The organism is uncultured Microbacterium sp., assembly GCF_937927635.1.
Lineage (GTDB): Bacteria > Actinomycetota > Actinomycetes > Actinomycetales > Microbacteriaceae > Microbacterium.
This window is the reverse complement of the sequence record NZ_CALBRW010000016.1, coordinates 18914-35694: the sequence shown is the minus strand read 5'-3', so window position 1 is coordinate 35694 and position 16781 is coordinate 18914. Positions and strand designations below refer to the sequence as shown.

Here is a 16781-nt window from a genome sequence, read left to right as displayed (position 1 = left end):
CGCAGGCACTCCCGCGCGACTCACGGATAATGGACGGGTACGCTCCGAGCCACTGAATCGAGCACCGTGTCGAATCTCTCCGTCTTCAGCCTGCGCAACCGCGCACTGATCGCCCTCATCACGATCGTGGCCGCCGTGTTCGGCGGGCTCGCGCTGACCAACCTCAAGCAGGAGCTCATCCCCTCGCTCGAGCTGCCGGCGCTGATCGTCATGACGCAGTACCCGGGCGCCTCGCCGGAGGTGGTCGAGCACGATGTGTCCACGCCCGTCGAGACCGCCATCCAGGGCGTGCCGGGGCTGGAGTCGACGACGGCCACCAGCACCACCAACGCCTCCATGGTGCAGGCGACGTTCACCTACGGCACCGACCTCGCCACCGCCGAGCAGAAGATGCAGCAGGCCATCAACCGCATCTCCCAGCAGCTGCCGAAGGACGTCACGCCGCAGGTGCTGAGCGTCTCCATCGACGACTTCCCCGTCATCCAGGTCGCCGTCACCGGCTTCAGCGATGCCCAGGCCGCGCAGAACGACCTGGAGACCACCGTCATCCCGGATCTGGAGGATGTGAAGGGCGTCAACGCCGCGACCATCGTCGGCGGCGTCGGGCAGCGCATCACCATCACTCCGGATGCCGCCAAGCTGGCCGCCGCGCACCAGACCATGCAGTCCCTGAGCCAGGCGCTGGCGCAGAACGGCATCCTGCTGCCGGGCGGCGACATCACCGAGGGTGACCAGACGCTCACCGTGCAGACCGGCTCGAAGATCACCTCGGCGCAGCAGTTGGCCGACCTGCCGCTGGTGGGCACGACGCTCACGATCGGCGACGTCGCGACCGTGGAGCAGACCACCGACCCGGTCACCTCGATCTCGCGCGTGGACGGCAAGGACGCCCTGTCGATCGCCGTCACCAAGCTGCCCTCGGCCAACACCGTCGACGTGTCCAAGGGCGTGCTGAGCAAGCTCGACGACCTGCAGAAGACGTTCCCCGACACCACGTTCACCGTGGTGTTCGATCAGGCGCCGTTCATCGAGCAGTCCATCGAGACGCTCGCCACCGAGGGCCTGCTGGGCCTGGCGTTCGCCGTGGTCGTCATCCTGATCTTCCTGCTCTCGATCCGCTCCACGCTGGTCACCGCCATCTCGATCCCGACCTCTGTGCTGATCACGTTCATCGGCCTGCAGGCGTTCGGCTATTCCCTGAACCTGCTCACCCTCGGCGCGCTCACCATCGCCATCGGGCGCGTGGTCGACGACTCCATCGTCGTGATCGAGAACATCAAACGGCACTACGTGCAGGGCTCCGACAAGGTCACGGCCATCAAACTGGCCGTGCGCGAGGTGGCGGCAGCGGTCACGGCATCCACCATCACCACGGTCGCGGTGTTCCTGCCGATCGTGTTCGTCGGCGACATGGTCGGCGAGCTGTTCCGGCCGTTCGCCATGACCGTCACCATCGCCATGGCCGCGTCGCTGTTCGTCGCGCTGACCATCGTGCCGGTGCTGGCGCACTGGTTCCTGAAGCCCGGCAAGCCGCTGGTGGCGGCCGACGGCACGCGCATCGACCCCGAGCATCCGGATGCCCCGCCCACCCGCCTGCAGAAGGCGTACCGCCCGATCCTCGGCTGGACGCTGAAGCACTCCGCGACCACCGTCGTGATCGCGCTGCTGGTGCTGGGCGGCACGTTGGCCGCGGCCCCGCTGATGAAGATCAACTTCCTCAGCGACTCCGGCCAGAACACCATGACCGTCACGCAGGACATCGGCGGCACCGCCAGCCTGCAGGCCAAGTCGGATGCGGCCAAGCAGGTCGAGAAGGCGCTGAACGGCATCGACGGCATCACGCACGTGCAGGCCTCGATCGGCTCCAGCGGCTCGGCGCTGCGTGACGCCTTCTCGGGCGGTGCGGGCATCACCTACTCGATTCAGACCTCCGATTCGGCTGATCAGGAGAAGCTGCGCGCCACCGTGCAGAAGAGGATCGACGAGCTGAAGGATGCCGGCGACGTGAGCGTCGCCGCGTCGAGCGGCGGCTTCGGCTCCAGCGACATCACGATCACCGTCACCGCACCCGACGCGAGCGCGCTGCAGAAAGGCACCGACGCGCTGGTGAAGGATCTGAAGGGCCGTGACGGCGTCGGCCAGGTCACCACCAACCTGTCGGCCTCGCTGCCGTACATCGCCGTGAACGTCGACCGCGCCAAGGCCGCCGAGCGCGGGCTCAGCGAGGTGGCCGTCGGGTCGATGGTCTCCAACACCATGCGCCCCGACCAGATCGGCTCCATCGAGGTCGACGGCACGGGCATGAACGTGTACATCGTGAACCCCGAGCCGCCGGCATCCCTTGACGCACTTCGGTCGCTGGAGATCCTGACGCCCACCGGCCCGGTGAAGCTCTCCGACATCGCGAGCGTCGAGGAGCAGAACGGACCCACCGCGATCACCACCGAGAAGGGCCGCCGCACGGCGACCATCACCGTGCCGCCGTCCTCGGACAACCTGGCGGTGGCGACCGCCTCGGTGAACGCGGCCATGGATCACGTGAAGCTGCCGGAGGGCGCGCGCGCCGAGATCGGCGGCGTGGCCCAGCAGCAGGCCGACTCGTTCTCGCAGCTGGGGCTGGCCATGCTGGCCGCCATCCTGATCGTCTACGTGGTGATGGTCGCGACGTTCAAGTCGCTGCGCCAGCCGCTGCTGCTGCTGGTGTCGGTGCCGTTCGCGGCCACCGGCGCCATCCTGCTGCAGATCGCCACCGGGGTTCCGCTGGGCGTCGCCTCGCTGATCGGCGTGCTGATGCTGATCGGCATCGTCGTCACCAACGCCATCGTGCTGGTCGACCTGGTCAACCAGTACCGGGAGAAGGGACTCAGCACAGCGGATGCCGTGATGGCGGGCGGCGAGAAGCGTCTGCGCCCGATCCTGATGACGGCGCTCGCGACGATCTTCGCACTCACGCCGATGGCGCTGGGCATCACCGGGCACGGCGGGTTCATCTCGCAGCCGCTGGCGATCGTCGTGATCGGCGGCCTGGTGTCGTCGACCGTGCTGACGCTGATCGTGCTGCCGACGCTGTACAACCTCGTCGAGGGTGCGAAGGAACGGCGTGCCGCCAAGCGCGCTGCGCGAGGCGGTTCGGGGCCGGAGGACTCCGGCCCCGATGGCGGCGACGGACCCGTCCGTCCGCGCACGCCTATCGCCCCCGAGATCATGCTGCGCAGCGATGTCGAGGCGCACCTCGCGGGCGAGGCGGCCGGCGCGTCGTCGGGACTCGTGAGCGATGCCCTGCACCAGCCGACCCGTCGCGAGCTGCGCTCCCAGGGCCTGCCATCCGCGCACCCGGGTGACTGATCCGGCCCCGCTGACCGAACCCTCAGCGGAGGGTGAGTTGCAGCGCCGTCACCGCGGTGGTGATGTGATCCTCGGTCAGACGCGCAGCGGTCTGGGCCTCATGGGCGACGATGGCGTCGAGGATCCCGTGATGCTGTGATTGGAGTTGCACCATGAGTGCCTCCTGATCGGGAACCGTGCCGAAGGCGCGCAGGATGGGAAGCCGCAGACTGTTGCGGATCGCCTCGGTGAGGTCGGAGAAGAGCTGATTGCCCGTAGCCTCGGCGATCGCCACGTGGAACGCGGCGTCTGCGTCATTGAACGCCTCGAGACTGACCCCCGGCGTGTCCATGATCGCCAGGTGGGCGTTGAGATGAGCGATATCGTCCTTGCGGATTCGCGAGGAGGCGAGCGTCGCGCTCGAGGTCTCGAGCTGGATGCGAGTCTCGATCACCTCCTCGATGCTGAAGTTCGCGAGTGCCACATGGAGCCGGAGGAAGCGGCTGAGGGCGGCACTCGGCATAGCGGCGACGAAGGTGCCCGCGGCCCGGCCTGATCCACCGTTCGACCTGATCACTCCGAGACTCTCGAGGACGCGGAGGGCCTCGCGCACACTCGCACGGCTGACCTCCAACCTGCCCGCGAGCTCCCGCTCGGGAGGCAGCGGATCGCCGACAGTGAGCGAGCCGTTCATGATCCGCTCCTCGATCGCGTCGATGACGAGCTCATAAGTGCTCGACTTGGTCACGGGCTTCCATGTGCTCTGCCCGGGTACCGCCTGATCGGCCATCTTCTTCACCCGTGTTTCAGAAATCTCTCAGCGAACACTTGACGTGCGTCACACACAATTCTATGATCCATTAAATGGTCTGACCTCTTAAAGGCCATACTAATTACCGTCAAATTGTGCATCCGGCAGATGCAGCCCTGAGGCATAGCCGCCTCAAGACTCCACGGACCGGGTGTCGTGGGGAAGATAATGTATACACCTGAACTCGCCCCGATGGCCGGCAGTCTGCTGTGGTCGTCGTTGCTGGCACTGCTGCCATTGGTGACGATCTTCGTGACGCTGGGCTGGCTGCGGTGGAAGGCCCATTGGGCCGGTCTCGCCGCGCTCGTCGTCGCATTGCTCGTCGCCGTCTTCGTCTACGCGATGCCGATCGGACTCGCAACGCTCTCGGCCACCCAGGGCTTCGCCTTCGGGCTGTTCCCGATCATGTGGATCGTCGTCTGCGCGATCTGGCTCTACGAACTGACCGTGAAGTCGGGCCGCTTCGAGGATCTGCGTCTGGTCATCGACGTGATCTCCGATGATCCACGCGTTCAGGCCATCATCGTCGCCTTCTGCTTCGGTGGTCTGCTCGAGGCGCTCGCCGGATTCGGAGCCCCCGTGGCCATCACCGGTGTCATGCTCATCGCGGTCGGCTTCACCGCTATGCGCGCCGCCGTCGTCGTGCTCATCGCCAACACCGCACCGGTCGCCTTCGGTGCCATCGGCATCCCGATCATCACCGCCGGCACTCTGACCGGGATCGATTACCAGGACATCGGTGCCATGGTCGGTCACCAGACGCCGGTCCTCGCCGCGATCGTCCCGCTCCTGCTCGTCTTCATCGTCGATGGCAAGCGTGGGCTCAAGCAGCTGTGGCCGCTCGCCCTGGCCGTCGGCGTCGTCTTCGGAATCGCACAGTTCATCTCCGCGAACTTCCTCTCGGTCGAGCTGACCGATATCGTCTCCTCCCTCGCCGGGCTCGCCGCCGCGGTCATCATCCTCCGCTTCTGGACGCCCAAGGGCGGCGCTGACGCGCTAGCGAAGATGCGGATCGCGAAGCAGGAGGAGCGCGCTTCGGCTCCCAGCGCCGGAGGTGCGGTCACCACCACCCGTGTCAAGGAGACCGCTCCGACGCTCACCGGTTCGCGTGTGTTCCTCGCACTGTTCCCCTACCTGCTCGTCATCGTCATCTTCTCCAGTGCGAAGCTCATCCCGGCGCTGAATTCGTTCCTTGCCGGCACCGATGTGAAGATCCCCTGGCCGGGACTCGACGGCAATATCCTCACGGCCGCCGGAGAGCCCTCCGGTTCGACGATCTACAACTTCCAATGGCTGTCGTCGCCCGGCACCCTGCTGCTCATCTCGGGCATCATCGTCGCCATCGTGTACAGGATCTCGTTCGCCGATTCGGTCAAAGTCTTCACCGACAATGTCGTGAAGATGCGATTCTCGATCCTCACCGTCGGCCTCGTGCTCGCGCTGGCCTACGTGATGAACCAGGCCGGTCAGACGATCACGATCGGCACGTGGATCGCCGGGGCCGGTGCGGCCTTCGCATTCCTCTCGCCGATTCTCGGCTGGTTGGGCACCGCGGTCACCGGTTCGGACACGAGTGCCAACGCGCTCTTCGCCACACTGCAGCAGACAGCTGCGACGAACGCGGGAATCGATCCCGTCCTACTCGTCGCAGGCAACAGCTCCGGCGGTGTCGTCGGCAAGATGATCAGCCCGCAGAACCTCACGATCGCCGCAACTGCCGTCGGTATGCTCGGTCAGGAGTCCGCGATCTTCCGCAAGGTCATCGGCTGGTCGGTCGCCATGCTCGTGGTCATGTGTCTGATCGTCGGCCTCGAGTCGACCGTGCTCTCGTTCCTGGTCCCCGGGGGCAGCTGAGCTCGACTCGGCACCACAGCAGAGTCCTGGTGCGGGGAGGCGGGCGGCCGCCGCCGTCTCCCCGCACTCCCACCGCTACTCCCAGCTCCGTGCGGACCTCTCGCACGACGCCCGAATGAAGGAGAACAGTCTCATGGTCAAGAGACAGGTACCCAAGCCCGCTGAGATCTTCGAACTGATGAAGTTCAAGAAATTCGAGTTCAACGGCCGCAAGCGCCGTCTCGACTCCGCACTGACGATCGAGGATCTGCGCCATATCGCCAAACGCCGCACCCCTGCCGCTGCCTTCGACTACACCGACGGCGCTGCCGAGGGTGAGATCTCGATGAACCGCTCGGTCCAAGTGTTCCAGGACATCGAGTTCCACCCGTCGATCCTCAACGATGTCTCCACCGTCGATACGACGGTGCAGATCCATGGCGGCTCCTCCGCACTGCCCTTCGGCATCGCACCCACCGGGTTCACCCGACTCATGCAGACCGAGGGTGAGATCGCCGGTTCGTCGGCTGCGGGTGCCGCCGGCATCCCCTTCACGCTCTCGACGCTCGGCACGACGTCGATCGAGGACGTCAAGGCCGCCAACCCCCACGGACGCAATTGGTTCCAGCTGTACGTGATGCGCAAGCGCGAGATCTCGTACGGACTCGTCGAGCGCGCTCAGGCCGCCGGCTTCGATTCGCTCTTCTTCACCGTCGACACTCCGGTTGCCGGAGCGCGCCTGCGTGACAGCCGCAACGGATTCTCGATTCCGCCGCAGCTGAGCCCGAAGGTCGTCCTCAACGCGATCCCCCGCCCCTGGTGGTGGTGGGACTTCCTCACCACTCCCAAGCTCGAGTTCGGCTCGCTCACCGAGACCGGTGGCACGGTCGGGGAGCTGCTCAACAACGCGATGGATCCTTCGATCGACTTCGACGACCTTGCCACGATCCGCAGCATGTGGAAGGGGAAGTTCTCGGTCAAGGGAGTGCAGACTGTCGAGGACGCGAAGAGGCTCGCGGACCTCGGCGTCGATTCGATCGTGCTCTCGAACCACGGCGGCCGTCAGCTCGACCGCGCTCCGGTGCCATTCGAACTCCTCCCGGACGTGGCTCGCGAGGTCGGCAAGGACATGGAGATCATCGTCGACACCGGCATCCGCAATGGTGCAGATATCGTCGCCTCGATGGCTCTCGGTGCGGACTTCACGCTCATCGGCCGCGCCTACCTCTACGGTCTCATGGCCGGTGGACGGCAAGGCGTGGACCGCACGATCGCGATCCTCAAGGACCAGGTCGAGCGGACGATGAAGCTGCTTCAGGTGGGCACCGTGGCCGAGCTCAACCCCAGCCACGTCACTCAGCTGCGCCGCTTCACTCGCGCCGAGAGGGGTCAGATCGCGCAGGCGGGCCGCGACCAGCCCTGAGCCCGAGGGCACAGAGCAGCGGTTGTCGCGGGACCCGTCCGCGGCCCACCGGGCATCGTGCGCGGGTCAGCGGGTGTAGCGGATGCCCCACTCCAGCGACCACGACTCGTCCCGGCCCAGGTGCCGAAGGCCCCGTCCGGAGTTGAACGCATCGGCGGGGGCGGTCATGGGTTCGACGGCCACGACCAGCTCGTGTCCGGGGTAGGACGTCGACGTGTACGCCTGCACGTAGTTGAAGCCCGCGCCCTGCTGCAGCGTCACCCTGCGACCGTCCGGCGCAGTGAGCGTGGTGCGCACGAAGCCGTCGGCATCGCGGTGCAGGTTGGCGTACCCGGTGTCCAGCTGCACCTCGCCCAGCCGCCGGCCCTCGCGCAGATCGGTGCCGGCCGAGACCGGGGACTCGCCGATGGGCAGCATCCGCTCGTCGGTCTCGAAGTACGTCTCCGCCGGCAGCCGCAGCACCAGCATCCGCGGGTCGGCGTCGCCGATGGTCAGGTACGGGTGGATGCCGAGGGCCACCGGCGCGGAGGCGGTTGAGCGATTGGTGAGGATGTGCGTGACGTCGATGCCGGCATCCGTCAGCGCGTAGCGCACGGTGGTCTCGACCAGGTACGGGTACCCGGTCTGCGGCACGATCGTGGCGGCGAGGGTCACGGCATCCTCGACCTGGGAGGCGATCTCGTACGTCGTGAATCGCAGCAGTCCGTGGCTGGCGTTGTGGAACTTCGGCTCGGTGATGGCCAGCTGCCTGGTCTGGTCGCCGTCGTGCCAGACGCCGTCGCGAATTCGGTTCGGCCACGGCGCGAGGACCACGCCCGAGGCACCCGGAGTGGGGACGTCGGCGGGGTACGGCGGCACGACATCCACGCCACCGACGGTCAGGTGCCGCAGCGAGGCGCCGACCTGCGCGATCTGCGCGGTCACCTCGCCGCGTCGCAGGTGGATCTGGATGCCGGTGGGGGAGGTCATCTCGCCATCGTATGACGGCGGGCGGTTTCCCAGGAGGCTCCGGTAGACTCGTGCGGTCGGCTTCGGGCATCCGCTTTGCGGCGGAGTTTTTCGAGGGGCACCTCTTTGTGAGCCCAGGGGCCGATGGTTCATCAACCATCACATGAATGGCTCCGGCCGACGAATGCCCGGGTATGTCCGCCGTGCGCTGATCTCTGTGCGCACGGAAGCGGACGCTGTTCTCGTGTCAGAGACAGTGAGGAAGCACCCATGCCGAAGAACGGCAAGCCCAAGGGCGGTCGTCCGTCCCGCAACTTCGAGCCGCGCTACGCGAAGAAGACGGCGTTCCACGACCGTCACGCAGGCGGTCGTCCTGGTCGCGACGAGAGGGCGGATGCCGGTGAGCGCCGCTCCTACTCGTCGGACGCTCGCAGCAGCGATCGTCGCCCCGGGAGCATCAGCCCCAAGCACCGCGGGTACCGCCCCGCCGAGGCGGGCTCCGCGCCCAAGCGCCGCTGGACAGAGTCCGAGCGCGCCGGTCGCGACGAGGCGCGGTCCATCCGGGGCCGCGCGGAGTCGGGTCGCCGCGAGGCTCCGCACCGCTCCGACGATCACGGCTTCGATGGCCGTCGTCGGTTCGAGGAGCGCGGTGAGCGCCGCTTCGGCGACGATCACCGTGGTGGCCGCGGCTTCGACCGCGCCGGCAACGGCCCGCGCGACAGCCGCTTCGGTCGTGAGGATCGTCAGCGCGGTGAGCGCTTCGGGCGCGACGAGCGCGGCGGGCGCGGATTCGAGCGCCGTGACGAGCGCCCGCGTTTCGACCGTGACGACCGGGGCGCCCGGGGGTTCGAGCGTCGCGATGACCGCAGCGGACGGAGCCACGAGCGCCGTGATGACCGCCCGCGTTTCGACCGTGACGACCGGGGCGCCCGGGGCGGCGTCGACAGGAGCGACCGCGGATCCCGCGGCTACGAGCGTCGCGATGATCGCTTCTCGCGGGGTGACCGCCCGCACTTCGAGCGTCGGGACGACCGCCGCGGCGGGGTCGACGGCTCTCGCGACCGCTTCGCGCGCAGCGATCGTCCGGCGTTCGACCGTTCGCACGGGCATCGCGACGACCGTTCGCAGAACCGCTTCTCGCGCGAGGACCGTCCGGGCTTCGAGTCTCGAGATGACCGTCGCGACCGTCCGCGTCGCGAGGACCGCCCCAGCCGCAGCGACTGGAACCGCACGGCCACCGTCAAGGCCCACGAGGAGCACGTCGATGTCGTTCACGAGCGCCTCGAGGCGCAGGCCGTGCAGGCCACCGAGGTCGCCGATGTGACCTTCTCCGATCTGGGGCTGGGCTCCAACATCGTCGAAGTGCTGCGCAACATGGGCGCCGAGACGCCGTTCCCGATCCAGGCCGCCACGATCCCCTCGATCCTCGAGGGGCGCGACGTGCTGGGCCGTGGTCGCACCGGCTCCGGCAAGACCATCGCCTTCGGCGCACCGCTGGTCGAGAGCATCCTGCTGTCGCAGAAGGGCAAGCGCCGCGAGATCGGCCGCAAGCCGCGTGCGCTCATCCTCGCGCCGACCCGCGAGCTGGCGCTGCAGATCGACCGCACCGTGCAGCCGATCGCACGCAGCGTGGGCCTGTTCACCACGCAGATCTACGGCGGCGTGCCGCAGGCCCGGCAGGTGGGCGCGCTGAAGAAGGGCGTCGACATCGTCATCGGCACGCCCGGCCGCATCGAGGACCTCATCGAGCAGCACAAGCTCGACCTGTCCGAGGTGCGCATCGCTGTGCTCGACGAAGCCGACCACATGGCAGAGCTCGGCTTCGCGGAGCCCGTGCAGCGCATCCTGCGCAAGACCGGCACAGACCTTCACGACGGCGAGACCAGTCAGAAGCTGCTGTTCTCGGCAACGCTCGACCGCGAGGTCGCCGCGATCGTCGACGAGTTCCTGGTGGACCCCGCCGTCTACGAGGTGGCCGGCGAGGACCAGGACCACAGCAGCATCGAGCACCGCGTGCTGGTGATCGAGCACCGCGACAAGGCCGAGGTGCTGAACCTGCTGGTCGACCGCGAGGGCCAGACGCTGGTGTTCGCCCGCACCCGCGCCTATGCGGAGATGCTGGCCGAGCAGTTCGAGGATGCCGGCATCCCCGCCGTCTCGCTGCACGGCGACCTGAACCAGGCCAAGCGCACGCGCAACCTGCAGAAGCTCACCTCGGGCAAGGTGCAGGTGCTGGTGGCGACGGATGTCGCCGCCCGCGGCATCCACGTGGACGACGTCGGACTGGTCGTGCAGGCCGACGCACCCGACGAGTACAAGACCTACCTGCACCGCTCCGGCCGCACCGGCCGCGCGGGGCACTCGGGTCGTGTCGTGACGCTGATCACACGCCAGCGCCGTCGCCGCATGGAGGAGCTGCTGTCGCGCGCCGAGATCCACGCACCGTTCGAGCAGGCCGCTCCCGGCGACGACGTGATCGAGGAGATCGCCGGCCGGATGCCGACCGACGCCGAGCTCACCGCCTGACGCGCGTCCACAACTCCGGAGAAACGCCTCCGCGAAGCCTCATTCGGGCTCCGCGGAGGCGTTTCCGCGTCGGATCTCCGGAGTTGTGAACGACTCTCGTAGGCTGGCCGCATGGATTGGCAGCAGGCGGCGTCGATCGGCAGCGCGGCGTGGTTCTCGATCGCGTTCCTGGCGGCGATCGCCGCAGGCATGCAGGGGCGCGGCAAGCTGTGGTGGTTCTTCATCACGATGATCTTCGGTCCGCTGGCGCTGTTCTTCCTGGCGATCTGGACCGAGCCGCTCACGAAGCGCGGCTGAAGCTCAGCCCTTCTGACGGCTGAACCGCACCGGCCCCCGCCGATCGCGAGGTCGCGTCAGAACAGCATCGCCGGCGCGGCCGGGGGAGCGGATGCCGGGGTGGGCCGCATGCGCTCGCGCAGGATGCCGCGCATGCGGTCGTGCTCCTCCTCGGTCTGCGTGTGCAGTCCGTGCGCGCGGATCAGCGGCCGCATCCGCTTCGACAGCCACTGCCGATACCCCTTCGGCGCCTCGGATGCCGAGCCCGGGTACAGCCCGCGGTACGAGGAGACCAGGTCGGGGCGCTCGCGCTGCAGCCACTCGAAGAACCAGGGCTTCACACCCGGACGAAGGTGCAGGGCGCCGTACACCGCGTGGTCGGCTCCAGCCTCCGCGATGCGGGTGAGTGCCTCATCGATGGCGGCGACGGAGTCGGTCATGTGCGGCAGGATCGGCATGAGGAACACGCCGACTCTGAAGCCGGCATCCGTCAGTGCGCGCACCGTGTCCAGCCGCGCCTGCGTGGTCGGGGTGCCGGGCTCGATGGAGTGCTGCAGGGCGTCGTCGTACATGGCGATCGACATCTGGATGTCGACCGGCACCCGCTTCGCCGCTTCGACCAGCAGGGGGATGTCGCGGCGGATCAGCGTGCCCTTGGTGAGGATCGACATGGGCGTGCCCGACTCCGCCAGCGCCCGGATGGTGCCCGGCATCAGCCGGTAGCGGCCCTCGGCGCGCTGGTACGGATCGGTGTTGGTGCCCAGCGCCACGGTCTCGTGCTGCCAGGACTCGCGCTGCAGCTCGCGCTGCAGCACCTCCACCAGATTGGTCTTCACCACGATCTGCGAGTCGAAGTCGTGCCCGGCGTCGAGGTCGAGGTACTGGTGCGTTCCGCGAGCGAAGCAGTATCTGCATGCATGGCTGCATCCACGGTACGGGTTGATCGTCCAGCGGAAAGGCATCCGGGATGCGGCGGGCACGGCGTTGAGCACGGACTTCGCCAGCACCTCGTGGAACGTCATCCCGGCGAACTCCGGCGTGGTCGCCGACTGCACCATGCCGCTGCGATCCTCCAGACCCGGGAGCGCGTCGGCATCCGCTCCGTCGATCGTCTGTCCCTGCCACCGCATGAGATCAATTAGAACAAAACGACGAAAAAGATGCAAGAGACATTCGAACGGATCATCCCATGCGATCGCTTCGATGAAGCCATCCTGAAACTCCCGCCGCCCATGGGTCACAATGGACTGATGAGCGCCACGCACTCCCGCCATGCGTCGCGTGCACCGCTTGCAGTGAAGGTCGCCCTGCCCATCGGCGTGCTGTTCACCGCGATCGCGTCGCTGGCGACTCTCGGGGGAGCGCTCGCGGAGGAGCCGTTGCCTGCGCTGGTCCTCCCTGCTCCCGCGGCGGCGATGGCGCTTCCCGACGTGAAGCTCGCGGGCGCACCGGCTGCCGATCCGTGCTCGGATGCCGGAGTGCAGACAGCGATCGCGGCGGGCGACGACAGTGCCACGATCGCCGCGTTCGGAGGGGGAGAGGCCTTCCTTGAGGCCGTCATCGCCGGCAATGCGCCCTGCATCTCGCTGTCTGATCCGGCGCGCGAGTGGGTGGTCGTCAACAAGCTGCGGCCGTTGGGCCCGGTGGACTTCGCCCCGGCATCCCTGGTCTCCACCGGTCTGCAGGCCACCACCGGATCCACCCGAATGCGTCCTGCAGTCGCTGACGCGCTCGGACGCCTGGCCGCGCAGTCGCAGGCCGTCGGCGCCGGCAGGCTCGACCTGAACAACGGCTACCGCTCCTACTCGCTGCAGCAGACCACGTACTCGCGCTTCGTCCGCTCGGAGGGTCGGGCAGGAGCGGATGCCGGATCCGCGCGTCCGGGGCACAGCGAGCATCAGACCGGGCTGGCCGTCGACGTCGTCGCCTGCTCTCCCGGATGCGGCGAGATGGGGCAGTTCGCAGGCACGATGCAGAGCGCCTGGGTCGCGGCGCACGCCTGGGAGTACGGATTCATCGTCCGCTACGAGAACGGCGCCACCTCGACCACCGGATACATGCCCGAGCCGTGGCATCTGCGCTACATCGGCCCGGAGCTCGCCAAGGCGTATCACGACGGCGGATTCCATACGCTGGAGGCGTTCTTCAACCTCCCCGCGGCTCCCGACTACGCCCCCTGAGCGGGCCTTCTGACGCATTCCACAAATGCGGGACGCAGTGTCATGATTCGTGGGACGCATTCCCACAATCCACTGTTCGGAACGGCATCCGAGCCGTAGACTCGCGGCAGCGACGACGCACAGTATTTTCAGGAGGACGTCATGGAACGCGACATCTACGAAGAGGATCACGAGGCCTTCCGCGACCTGGTCAAGGACTTCGTCAAGCGGTACGCCACGAACGAGAACATCGAGAAGTGGGAGGCCGCGGGCGAGATCGACCGCGACACCATGCGCGCAGCCGGCGAGGCGGGCCTGATCGGCCTGTCGGTGCCCGAGGAGTTCGGCGGCGCGGGCATGCTGCAGGACTACCGCTTCCGCACCATCGTGATGGAGGAGGTCATCGCCGCCGGTGCGGGTTCGCTGGCCGGCGCCTTCGGCATCCAGGACGACCTGGCCGTCCCCTACCTCGTGCACATGGGCACGCAGGAGCAGAAGGAGAAGTGGCTGCCGCGCATGGCCACCGGCGAGATCCTCGGGGCGCTCGCCATGACCGACCCGGGCGCGGGCTCCGACCTGCGCGGCATCAAGACCAACGCGAAGAAGGTGGACGGCGGCTACATCCTCAACGGCGCCAAGACGTTCATCTCCTCCGGCACGACCGCCGACATCGTGGTCACCTTCGTCAAGACCGGCGAGGGCAACCGCCCCGATGCGTTCAGCCTGCTGATCGTCGAGAAGGGCATGGAGGGCTTCGACCAGGGCAAGAAGCTCAGCAAGATGGGCTTCCACGGCTGGGACACCGCCGAGCTGAGCTTCACCGACGTGTTCATCCCCGACGAGAACCTCATCAGCGGCAAGGAGGGTCAGGGCTTCATCCAGCTGATGATGAACCTGCCGCTCGAGCGCCTCTCCATCGGCGTCGCCGCTGCCGCTGCCGCACAGGCCGCGCTGGACTGGACGCTGGCCTACACCAAGGACCGCGAGGCGTTCGGCGAGCGCATCGCCGACTTCCAGAACACCCGCTTCCGTCTGGCTGACATGGCGACCACGACGGATGTCATGTGGGCGTACATCGATCGCGCCCTGCTGGCGTACAAGGACGGCAAGCTCACCGCCGAGGACGCCGCGATGGTCAAGTTCTGGGCCACCGAGCGCGAGTGGGAGGTGCTCGACACCGGCGTGCAGCTGCATGGCGGGTACGGCTACATCATGGAGTACCCGATCGCGAAGGCGTTCACGGACGCCCGCGTGCACCGCATCTACGGCGGCACCAACGAGATCATGCGCGACATCGTCGGACGCAAGCTCGCAGGCAAGCGCTGACCTTTCGACACGACCCTTCGACAGGCTCAGGGACCCATTCATAGGGATCCTGAGCCTGTCGGCGTTCTCCTTCTCTGTGCGCTCCCTGGGTAGGAGTACCCCGGAAACCGCCAGGCGAGTCCCAGCCCGTTCATTCATTCCGGTGCGCTTACTGGAGAGAAGGAAAACGTCCCGCGCGCTCCCCCCGCAATCACGGCCGCCCACGCGAGCTCGGATCGGGAGGTTGGCATGATTCATCGACGTGCCGGCGCGAAGCGCCGGCTTCTGTTCCCCACGATGCTGGCAGTCGCAGCATCCGTCATCCTGGTCGGCTGCTCCTCGGGAGCAGGCGCGAACGGCACCACGAGCACCAACGCGAACGCACCGGGGAAGTCCGCCGACACCATCTCGTGGGCGCTGCCGCCCGCGACGGTGCCGAACTGGATCTGGCCGTTCTCGCCGCTGGCCGACTTCAGCGTCACCAACTCCGACATGCAGCTGATGCTGTACCGCTCGCTGTACTGGTACGGCGACAACGGCAAGACCGGAGTGGACTACTCGCTGAGCCTGGCTCAGAAGCCGGTGTTCAGCAACGGCGGCAAGACCATCACGATCACCATGAACCCGTACAAGTGGTCCAACGGCGAGAGCGTGACGGCCCAGGACGTGGTCTTCTGGATCAACATGGACAAGGCCGAGAAGGCCAATTACGCGGGCTACACGCCAGGCCAGTTCCCGGACAACATCGTCACCGCCACGGCGAAGGACGACACGACTCTGGTGCTGACCACCGACAAGGCGTACAGCCAGGAGTGGTTCCTGATGAACCAGCTCAGCCAGATCACCCCGATGCCGATGGCCTGGGACATGACCAGCGCCACCACGAAGGGCACCTGCGCCACCGACGTCAGCGGCTGCGCAGCCGTCTACACGTACCTGAATGCTCAGGCCAAGGATCTTCCGTCGTATGCGAAGAGCCCGGTCTGGTCCGTGGTCGATGGCCCGTGGATGCTGAAGAGCTTCAACTCCGACGGCCATGTCGCCTTCGTGCCGAACACCGCGTACTCGGGCCCCCAGAAGGCCCAGGTCAAGGAGTTCGACATGGTGCCGTTCACGACGGACGCCGCGGAGTTCAACGTGGTGCGCTCGGGCAAGACACTGGATGTCGGATACATCCCGACTCAGGACATCGCCCAACCCAAGCCCGCCTCCAGCGCTCCGGATGCCGCGGGCCCCAACCCGCTGAGCTCGAACTACCGGCTGATGCCGTGGTTCCTGTACGGCTTCAACTACTTCCCGATCAACTACACCAACCCCACGGTCGGCCCGATCTTCAAGCAGCTGTACTTCCGTCAGGCGCTGCAGTCCATCGTCGATCAGCAGGGCGTGATCAGCTCGACCGCCAAGAACTACGGGGTGGAGACCACCGGTCCCGTGCCGCTGTTCCCGGACAGCCCGCTGATCTCCAACCTGGAGAAGAACAACCCGTACCCGTTCAGCACGACCAAGGCGGCCAAGTACCTCACTGACAACGGCTGGAAGGTCGTCGCCGGTGGCGTCACCACCTGCGTCAAGCCCGGAACCGCCGCAGGCGACTGCGGTGCGGGCATCGCCGCAGGCACCCCGCTGACGTTCTCGCTGCCGTACGCGAGCGGCTCCTCGACCATCGACACCGCCATGGCGTCGATGAAGTCGAACGCGGCGAAGGTCGGCATCACGCTGAACCTGAAGTCCGAGCCGTTCAACACCGTCATCGGTGCCACGGTCCCCACCAGCAAGACGTGGGAGATGGGCAACTGGGGCGGCGGCTGGGTGTACGCGCCGGACTACTACCCGACCGGTGAGCTGCTGTTCGCCACGGGTGCCGGTTCGAACTCGGGTGCCTACTCCAACCCGGAGCTCGACAAGCTGATCCAGAACTCCAACCTCGAGAGCGGCGTCGAACCGCTGCAGGCGTACGAGGACTTCATGGCCAAGAACGTCCCGGTCATCTACCAGCCCAACTACACCTACTCGCTGACGGAGGTCGCGAACGGCCTGAAGGGCTACGACCACAACAACCCCTACGGCTCCATCAAGCCGGAGGACTGGCACTACTGATTCCTCTCGACGGGCTCAGGGAACTGGGTCGCTGAGCCTGTCGACGCGTCGAAGCACTGGCATCCGCTGAAAGGAG

The 16781-nt window shown here is 67.1% G+C and carries 11 protein-coding genes; 8 read left to right on the top strand and 3 right to left on the bottom strand.

Annotation, left to right across the window (positions count from 1 at the left end; translation table 11 throughout):
- Nucleotides 1-66 precede the first annotated feature (66 nt).
- Nucleotides 67-3345 (top strand): efflux RND transporter permease subunit, encoded by a 3279-nt coding sequence (locus Q0568_RS04835; protein WP_298863109.1) that lies wholly within the window; start codon nucleotides 67-69, stop codon nucleotides 3343-3345.
- A 22-nt stretch (nucleotides 3346-3367) separates the two neighbouring features.
- On the opposite strand, the gene Q0568_RS04830 is transcribed toward Q0568_RS04835, so the two are convergent.
- A complete protein-coding gene (locus Q0568_RS04830) occupies nucleotides 3368-4114 on the bottom strand; it encodes a FadR/GntR family transcriptional regulator (protein WP_298864117.1) in 747 nt (248 codons plus the stop codon).
- Between the two features lie 189 nt (nucleotides 4115-4303).
- On the opposite strand from Q0568_RS04830, the gene Q0568_RS04825 reads away from it, so the two are divergent.
- Together Q0568_RS04825 and Q0568_RS04820 are read left to right on the top strand one after the other, a co-directional pair.
- On the top strand, nucleotides 4304-5989 hold the full coding sequence (locus Q0568_RS04825) for an L-lactate permease (protein WP_298863107.1): 1686 nt from the start codon (nucleotides 4304-4306) through the stop codon (nucleotides 5987-5989).
- Between the two features lie 133 nt (nucleotides 5990-6122).
- Nucleotides 6123-7391: an alpha-hydroxy acid oxidase gene (locus tag Q0568_RS04820; RefSeq protein ID WP_298863105.1), complete on the top strand. Its 1269-nt coding sequence runs from the start codon at nucleotides 6123-6125 to the stop codon at nucleotides 7389-7391.
- A gap of 66 nt (nucleotides 7392-7457) precedes the next feature.
- Here Q0568_RS04820 and Q0568_RS04815 read toward each other — a convergent pair whose 3' ends face one another.
- On the bottom strand, nucleotides 7458-8360 hold the full coding sequence (locus Q0568_RS04815) for an aldose 1-epimerase family protein (RefSeq protein ID WP_298863102.1): 903 nt from the start codon (nucleotides 8358-8360) through the stop codon (nucleotides 7458-7460).
- A gap of 249 nt (nucleotides 8361-8609) precedes the next feature.
- On the opposite strand from Q0568_RS04815, the gene Q0568_RS04810 reads away from it, so the two are divergent.
- Nucleotides 8610-10865: a DEAD/DEAH box helicase gene (locus Q0568_RS04810; RefSeq protein ID WP_298863099.1), complete on the top strand. Its 2256-nt coding sequence runs from the start codon at nucleotides 8610-8612 to the stop codon at nucleotides 10863-10865.
- A 111-nt stretch (nucleotides 10866-10976) separates the two neighbouring features.
- Nucleotides 10977-11162 carry a hypothetical protein gene (locus Q0568_RS04805; RefSeq protein WP_298863096.1) on the top strand — a complete coding sequence of 62 codons (186 nt, stop codon included), beginning with the start codon at nucleotides 10977-10979 and terminating at the stop codon, nucleotides 11160-11162.
- 56 nt (nucleotides 11163-11218) lie between these two features.
- Here the strand turns inward: Q0568_RS04805 and Q0568_RS04800 are convergent, their stop codons facing one another.
- Nucleotides 11219-12271, bottom strand: coding sequence for an Rv2578c family radical SAM protein (locus Q0568_RS04800; protein WP_298863094.1), 1053 nt, complete (start codon nucleotides 12269-12271; stop codon nucleotides 11219-11221).
- Between the two features lie 120 nt (nucleotides 12272-12391).
- Here Q0568_RS04800 and Q0568_RS04795 point away from each other — a divergent pair, with 120 nt between their 5' ends.
- The 3 genes from Q0568_RS04795 to Q0568_RS04785 all read left to right on the top strand — a co-directional run bounded on the left by Q0568_RS04795 (nucleotide 12392) and on the right by Q0568_RS04785 (nucleotide 16705).
- Complete coding sequence (locus Q0568_RS04795; protein ID WP_298863091.1) at nucleotides 12392-13321, top strand: M15 family metallopeptidase; 930 nt, start codon at nucleotides 12392-12394, stop codon at nucleotides 13319-13321.
- Nucleotides 13322-13462: 141 nt separating this feature from the next.
- Nucleotides 13463-14626, top strand: a complete 1164-nt coding sequence (locus Q0568_RS04790; RefSeq protein WP_298863088.1) for an acyl-CoA dehydrogenase family protein — start codon at nucleotides 13463-13465, stop codon at nucleotides 14624-14626.
- A gap of 228 nt (nucleotides 14627-14854) precedes the next feature.
- Complete coding sequence (locus Q0568_RS04785) at nucleotides 14855-16705, top strand: ABC transporter substrate-binding protein (RefSeq protein ID WP_298863085.1); 1851 nt, start codon at nucleotides 14855-14857, stop codon at nucleotides 16703-16705.
- The last annotated feature ends 76 nt before the right edge of the window (nucleotides 16706-16781 follow it).